This is a genomic window from Alcanivorax sp., assembly GCF_051117345.1.
Classification (GTDB): domain Bacteria; phylum Pseudomonadota; class Gammaproteobacteria; order Pseudomonadales; family Alcanivoracaceae; genus Alcanivorax.
Window position 1 is genome coordinate 21,400 of record NZ_JBNPEC010000229.1, and the last position, 6,897, is coordinate 28,296.

At 61.7% G+C, this 6,897-nt stretch carries 4 protein-coding genes; 2 read left to right on the forward strand and 2 right to left on the reverse strand.

Translation table 11 applies throughout. The features are described 5' to 3' along the window. The first annotated feature begins 18 nt into the window (after positions 1 to 18). Positions 19 to 1,074, forward strand: a complete 1,056-nt coding sequence (locus tag ACFE0K_RS14795) for an LLM class flavin-dependent oxidoreductase (RefSeq protein ID WP_434536787.1) — start codon at positions 19 to 21, stop codon at positions 1,072 to 1,074. A gap of 78 nt (positions 1,075 to 1,152) precedes the next feature. Here ACFE0K_RS14795 and ACFE0K_RS14800 read toward each other — a convergent pair whose 3' ends face one another. Continuing rightward, on the reverse strand, positions 1,153 to 2,817 hold the full coding sequence (locus tag ACFE0K_RS14800; protein WP_434536788.1) for a S1 family peptidase: 1,665 nt from the start codon (positions 2,815 to 2,817) through the stop codon (positions 1,153 to 1,155). A gap of 100 nt (positions 2,818 to 2,917) precedes the next feature. After that, positions 2,918 to 3,859, reverse strand: a complete 942-nt coding sequence (locus tag ACFE0K_RS14805) for a GGDEF domain-containing protein (RefSeq protein WP_434536789.1) — start codon at positions 3,857 to 3,859, stop codon at positions 2,918 to 2,920. 177 nt (positions 3,860 to 4,036) lie between these two features. Between ACFE0K_RS14805 and ppc the strand changes: the two genes are divergently transcribed. Next, a complete protein-coding gene (gene ppc, locus ACFE0K_RS14810; protein WP_434536790.1) occupies positions 4,037 to 6,703 on the forward strand; it encodes a phosphoenolpyruvate carboxylase in 2,667 nt (888 codons plus the stop codon). The last annotated feature ends 194 nt before the right edge of the window (positions 6,704 to 6,897 follow it).

Here is a 6,897-nt window from a genome sequence, read left to right on the forward strand (position 1 = left end):
TGATTCAGGGTGGCGTTGATGCATGGTAATGTGAGCGTCGACCTAATCCCTGCGGCTGTCATCAAGGAGCATTCTGTGGCGACATCCCTGCCGTTTTCCCTGCTGGAACTGGCCTCGGTCCGTGAAGGCGATACCATCGGCCAGACCCTGGCCAACAGCGTGGCCTATGCCCGCCATGCGGAGTCTCTCGGCTTCAGTCGCTTCTGGCTGGCCGAGCATCACAACATGGAGGGCATTAGCAGTGCCGCCACGTCTGTGCTGATTGGTCACATCGCCAACGCCACGGAGACCATCCGGGTCGGCTCAGGTGGGGTGATGTTGCCCAACCATCCACCATTGGTGATCGCCGAGCAGTTCGGCACTCTGGAGATTCTGCATCCCGGTCGCATTGATCTGGGGCTGGGCCGGGCGCCGGGCACCGATCCGATGACCAGCCGTGCCTTGCGGCGCGAAGGCCTGGGCGCCGAGCAGTTCCCCCATGACGTGGCCGAATTGCAGCGGCTGCTGGGGCCGCTGGATCGTTCCCGTCCGGTCAATGCTATTCCCGGTGCCGGCACCGATGTGCCGATCTGGTTGCTGGGCTCCAGCCTCTACAGTGCGCAACTGGCGGCTCAGCGGGGGCTGCCCTATGCCTTTGCCGGGCATTTTGCACCGCGTCTGTATCGTGAGGCGCTACGCCTCTACCGGGAGCAGTTTCAGCCGTCGGCCCAGCTGGACAAGCCCTACGCCATGCTGGCGGTACCGGCGGTGGCGGCGGATACCGATGAGGAAGCCCGTTTTCTGACGACCACCAGCTACCGGCGCATTCTGTCCCTGTTTCGGGGGCAGCCGCTGTGGATGCGTCCACCGGTGGACAGTATGGACGGGTATTGGAATCCGGAAGAAGAGGCTGGAGTAAGAGGATTTCTGGCCCTGCAACTGCTGGGCACCGCCGCCACCATTGAAGAGCAGCTGGGCGAGCTGCTGGATAGCGTGGAAATTGATGAGTTGATGGTGACGGTAGATCTGCACGACCCGGCAAAGCGTCGCCACGCCCTGGATATTCTGGCATCGCTGCCACAGTTCCGTAGGTAGCAGTATCGACAGCTCCAGACACCGGTTGAAACTTCGCTCGCAAAGCGAATGACCCTTCAGGCTGCAACGAGATCGGGGTTAACGGTGTGGGGCTTTTGCGGGAAAGCGCCGCAACACTAGCAGCAAGCCGGCCAGCAGGGTGAAGATGGCCGGGGCTCCACCGCCTCCGCTACTGCCTCCCCCGGTGGGGGCCGGGGAGGGGTAGCGCAGGGTCAGCGTGGCGGTATTGTCGTTATCGTTTGGCACATCCCCATCAACCGAGAAACTGGTAAAAGTCATACTCCGGCTTTCTCCGCTTTCTGAGACAAACGTCAGATTCAATGTCTGGCTGGTGTTGGCGGGCAAATCGCCCACCGGGCAACGTAAAGGGTTGGACAGCGTACAGCCCAGTTCATCGGCGTTTGCCAGGGTCGTGTTTAGCGGCAGGGAAAAGCGGATTTCTCCATCGGTAGCGCCATTAATCGTGGACCGATTATTGAGTGTTACCGCCACCCCGGCCTCACTGGCGTTGCCGCTCTGCTGGACTGCCGAGATGGCCAGATCTGGCTTGTTGGAAAACACCACCTTCTGTTCGATGCGATTATTGCGGCGGCGGTAATCGTCCTCGTTGGAAGTGGCTGTTATGGCAACGGTGACCACCTTGTCGGTATCGCTGTTGCCGTTGAGCACGAAATTCTGAGTCACTTTGCCGGAGGGGGCGAGGCTGGCTGCAGGCCGGCAGCGATTGCCAGAAAGCAGGCCGCCGCATTCGGACCAACTGCCGCTGGCAGTGGTGTCGGCACTGAGGCTAAACGCCAGGGTCGGATCGGTGACGGTGTTTTCCAGGCTGCCATTTTTCAGGGCCAGGGTCAGCGTCTGGCTGCCACCGGGGGGCTGATAGTAATACTGCGGCGGTGTGGTCGGCCATTCTGGGAGCAGATCCACCAGGGGGATACTGACAGAAGCGGTCAGAGTCTCCAGCTCTGCGGTTTCTGCGAACAGATGGGTATAGCCGGAAGGCGCGCCGGTGGCGCAGCCTTGTCCGAAGCTGGTCAGACCCAGCATCCATGGTTGTGGATCTCGATCCTGAAACAGGGGGCCGCCGCTGTCACCGAAACAGGTGTCTTGATCGTTGCCGTTGAGTGGGTTCAGTTCGGCAGCACAGACGGCGGAATCAGGAATGGGGATGGTGGAAATGGCTTGGCAGCGTTGCTGGGGGATGTAATCCAGTTGTACTTCCTGCAGCACATTGCTGAGGCTCCCATCAGCTGTCACGCCTCTACCCAAAGCAGTCACCGATTCATCTAGTTCTCCGCGGCTTCGCCCTTCCAGTTCGTCGAAACTGTCTTCACTGATAATGCTGGGCCAGCGAATATTTCCTTGGGGTGTGATGCGTAGTAGGGCTAGGTCGTGGTCGAGGTTTTTATAGGCCTGATGTATAAGAACCTGTTGGACGGTGGGGCTGTTTCTTTCTTCACCAATAAATACCCTCACGTCACTCGCCGATGCAAACACTCTCTTACCATTGTCATCATCGTATTCTAGACAATGCGCAGCAGTAATAACCCAGTCCTGACTCAGATGACTGCCACCGCAGAGCTGTGTTGACCGGTCCGTGGTCCTAATGGTCACCTGAGTCATCCACGGCCAGCGATCAACCGGTGCTGGCTCGCCACCCACAATGCGAGCGGTGGCGGTGTCTGCGAGGGTGCTGGAGAAGGGGAGTGTGGCCAGCCCTGCCAGCAGGGCGATACGACGGAACATGACGGCTGCCTTGCACGTTTTCCACCATTTTATCGGCTTTCACGGCAAGGCAGTGTGAGCTTATGTATCTGACCCGAATTCACCAATTCGGGTCAGACTCTCAGTGCATGGGTGGGGCGTGGGCCAGCCAGTGGTCGTTATCGTCCTGGGTGCGGGCCATGGAGCTTTGCAGGTGGGCCAGGGCCTGTTCCAGGGCCGCATCGCCATCACTCAAGGTCATGATGGCGGCACGCAGGCCGGGGTGGCGGTCGCGCAGGTCATTGAGCAGCTGCTCGGCGGCGGCGGTGGCGGTGCAGGGCAGCAGCAGGGCCAGGTGTTGTTCGTCATAGCGCGCCGCCACATCGCTGCGGCGGATGCGGTGGGCCACCCGGTTGGCCAGCTGGGGCAGCTCATCATGACGTACCAGCGCCAGGGTCATGGGGGAGGAAATCCGGTCATGCAGTGGCACCAGCCAGCCGGCGGTGCTGATCAGTGCCTCGCGGCTGATGAAATCCGTATCCGGATCGCGCCAGGTGGCTTCCAGAGCGGCCCGGGCCAGGGCCTGGTTACGCCAGATCATCAACCCGAAATAGAGCATGCAGGCGCTCAGGGCGATGACCAGAAACAGGCTTGCCGAGGCAGAGGGCGTGGTCACATAGCTCAGCCGGATCGGCAGCACAAAGGCCAGCACGATTTCTGCGCCGGCCAGCATGATCAGGAAGCGTTTGATACCGTGGAGCAGGCCGTTGCTGAGCACGGCGATAAACAATAGCGCCATGGTGGGCGGCGGGTTGCCCGGGTCAAGCAGTAGCACGATGCCCAGTATCAGCAGATCCAGGCCGGAGGCGAAAGCATCGCCATTGGCCGGTCGCCAGAACAGCAGCAGTAGCTGCAGGCCCACATAGGCGGCAAACAGCAGCCAGGGCGTGGCCTTTGGCAGCGTAAAGAAGAAGCTGTCCGCGTGATGGAAATAAATCACGGCCAGGGCGGCGAACAGGGCCCGGGCCAGGTACTGCATGATCACCACACCCTGATCCGAGGTGATACGGCTGGAAGTCGTCATGATTCATCGATCCCCGGTAACTGAGCCGCCTATGTTGCGTCAGGGCCCTCCGGGAATAAAGATGTCATGCACGCTAATCTTGTTAAAAATGCGTTTTTTTGCGGTTGTCATGGCCAAGGCGAATGTGCTCAGGCATAAAGTAAGGCGATACCGTTCGGCAGTGATGAAGGAGCCACAGTGGATAACAGTGTCAATACGCCCCTGAGAGACGATGTGCGTTTACTGGGGGACTTGCTCGGCCAGTGCCTGCGCCAGCAAGCCGGTGAGGATCTTTACCAGACCATCGAAACCATCCGCAAAGCCTCGGTGACAACCCGCGGCGAGCAGGGAGCCGCCTTGTCGTCCCTGCGCGATCTGCTCTCCCCGCTGGATGACGCTACCCTGCTGGAAGTGGCCCGGGCCTTCAGCCAGTTTCTCAATCTCAGCAATATTGCCGAACAGCATCACCGTGAACGCCTGCACCGTCAGCACCAGCGTTACCCCGGTGATCCCGGCGGTGATCAGGGTATCGCCAATGTGCTGCAGCGCCTGCAGCAGGAGCAGATCAGCGCTGATGTGATCGAGGGCACTCTGCGAGACCTGTCCGTGGAGCTGGTACTCACTGCCCACCCTACCGAAGTCACCCGCCGCACTCTGATCCGCAAATACGACCAGATGGCGGATCTGCTCGGCGAACTGGACCGGCCGGACCTCACCGATGACGAACTGGCCTTTCGCCGCGAGAAGCTCTACCGCCTGATCCTGGCCGCCTGGAGCACCGATGAAATCCGCCGCGAACGGCCCACCCCGGTGGACGAGGCCAAGTGGGGCTTCGCCACCATTGAGCAGTCCCTGTGGCAGGCGGTACCTGAAATGGTGCGGCAACTGGAGCGGGAGCTGGCCGAGCAGGGTCTGCCCCAGCCGCCGGCGGACTGGGCGCCGGTGAAACTGGCCTCGTGGATGGGTGGTGACCGTGACGGCAATCCCAATGTGACAGCGCCGGTGACCCGCGAAGTGTTACTGCTGGCCCGCTGGATGGCGGCGGATCTGTACCTGCGTGACGTGGAAAACCTGTTGGCGGACCTGTCCATGGAAGCCGCCAGCGAGGAATTGCTGGCCGAAACCGGCGCCAGCCATGAACCCTACCGGGTGATTCTCCGCCAAGTGCGCCAGCGGTTGAAACTCACCCGACGCCAGATGGAAGCCCAGGTAGAAAATCAGCCGGTGCCCGAGGGCGAGGGGTTTCTGCGACGTGAGCAATTACAGGCGCCACTGCAACTGATCGACCGTTCGCTGCGTGACGTGGGGCTGGGCGATATCGCCGATGGCGACCTGAAAAACACCCTGCGCCGGCTCAACTGCTTCGGCATTACCTTGCTGTGTCTGGATATTCGCCAGGAATCCACCCGCCACCGTGATGCGGTGGATGCGGTGACCCGTTATCTGGAACTGGGCAGCTATGCGGACTGGCCGGAGGCGCGCAAGCAGGCGTTTCTGGTAGAGGAACTGCAGGCCCGTCGCCCGTTGATTGATGAAGGCTTCCACAGCAGTGAGGAATGTACCGACGAGGTGGCGGAAGTGCTGGCTACCTGCCGGGTGATTGCCGAGCAGGGCAGTGAAGGGCTGGGCGCCTATGTCATCTCCATGGCCCGTGCCCCCTCGGATGTGCTGGCGGTGATGCTGCTGCAGAAGATCGCCGGCGTCAGCGAGTCCATGCGCGTGGTGCCGTTGTTTGAAACCCTGGATGACCTGGACAATGCCGAGGCCACCATGTCGGCCTTGCTGGCGGTGCCGTTCTACCGGCAGCGGGTGGCCGGGGGCCAGGAAGTGATGATCGGCTATTCCGACTCCGCGAAGGATGCCGGTTTCCTCGGTGCCGCCTGGGCCCAGTACCGGTCCCAGGAGAAACTCACCGCCCTGTTTGCCGAACACGGCATCCCGCTGACGTTATTCCATGGTCGCGGTGGTTCCATTTCACGGGGTGGTTCGCCCACTCGCATGGCGCTACTGTCCCAGCCGCCGGGCTCGGTGGCCGGGCGTATTCGCGTTACTGAACAGGGGGAAGTGATCCGCTTCAAATACGGCCGCCCGGCGGTGGCCGTGTTCAACCTGGCGCAGTATGTGGCCGCCACCCTGGAGGCCACCCTGTTGCCACCCCGGGCCGCCAAACCGCAATGGCGGGAACAGATGCAGACCCTCACTGACGTATCCGTGGCCGGTTATCGCAGCGTGGTACAGGAGGAGCCGGAACTGGTGCGCTACCTGCGCACGGTGACTCCGGAAACCGAGCTGTCCCGGCTGGCCCTGGGCAGTCGCCCGGCGCGGCGCAAGCAGGATGCCGGCATCAGCTCCCTGCGGGCCATTCCCTGGGTGTTCGCGTGGACCCAGATCCGTCTGATGCTGCCTGCCTGGCTGGGCACTGGCGCGGCACTGGAAGCTGCCCAGGCAGATCCGGCGCAAAGCGGCACCGTGCAGGAAATGGTGGGGGAGTGGCCGTTCTTTCAGGGCGTGGTGGACATGCTGGAGATGGTGCTGGCCAAGGCAGACCTGCGCGTGGCGGCCTGGTACGAGCAACGGCTGGCCGGGGATGACGTGGATCTGGCCCGGCTGGGTGAAGTGTTACGCGAGCGGCTCACCGGCACCGTGAATGCCTTGTCGGCGCTCACCGGACGCGAAGACCTGCTGGACAACAACCCGGTGATGCGCTGGTCCATCCGTGTCCGCGACCCTTACACGGACCCCCTGCACCTTCTCCAGGCGGAACTGATGGCGCGCCTGCGCCAGCAGGACGGCGATAAAGTCCTGGAGAGTGCCTTGATGGTGACCATCGCGGGTATTGCGGCGGGGCTCCGAAATACGGGGTAAAACCGTAAACGGTTGATAGGGAGTAGCTAACAGTACCGCGAATGGATGCGTCTCAGCTGGCAGAGAGGAGGCCGCGCTCATGCCTTGGGAGCGGCCTCATGCGATGGGGAACCCCCATAACGGCTTCAGCGTCGCCGTTAGCAGTTCATGGCTCCCTATTCACTATTTTAGAGTGCGTTACGTCACAAACACGT

Coding starts and splice junctions, on each gene's coding strand:
- ACFE0K_RS14805 (WP_434536789.1), bottom strand. CDS start 3,859: ATGACGACTTCCAGCCGTATCACCTCGGATCAGGGTGTGGTGATCATG.
- ACFE0K_RS14800 (WP_434536788.1), bottom strand. CDS start 2,817: ATGTTCCGTCGTATCGCCCTGCTGGCAGGGCTGGCCACACTCCCCTTC.
- ACFE0K_RS14795 (WP_434536787.1), top strand. CDS start 19: ATGCATGGTAATGTGAGCGTCGACCTAATCCCTGCGGCTGTCATCAAG.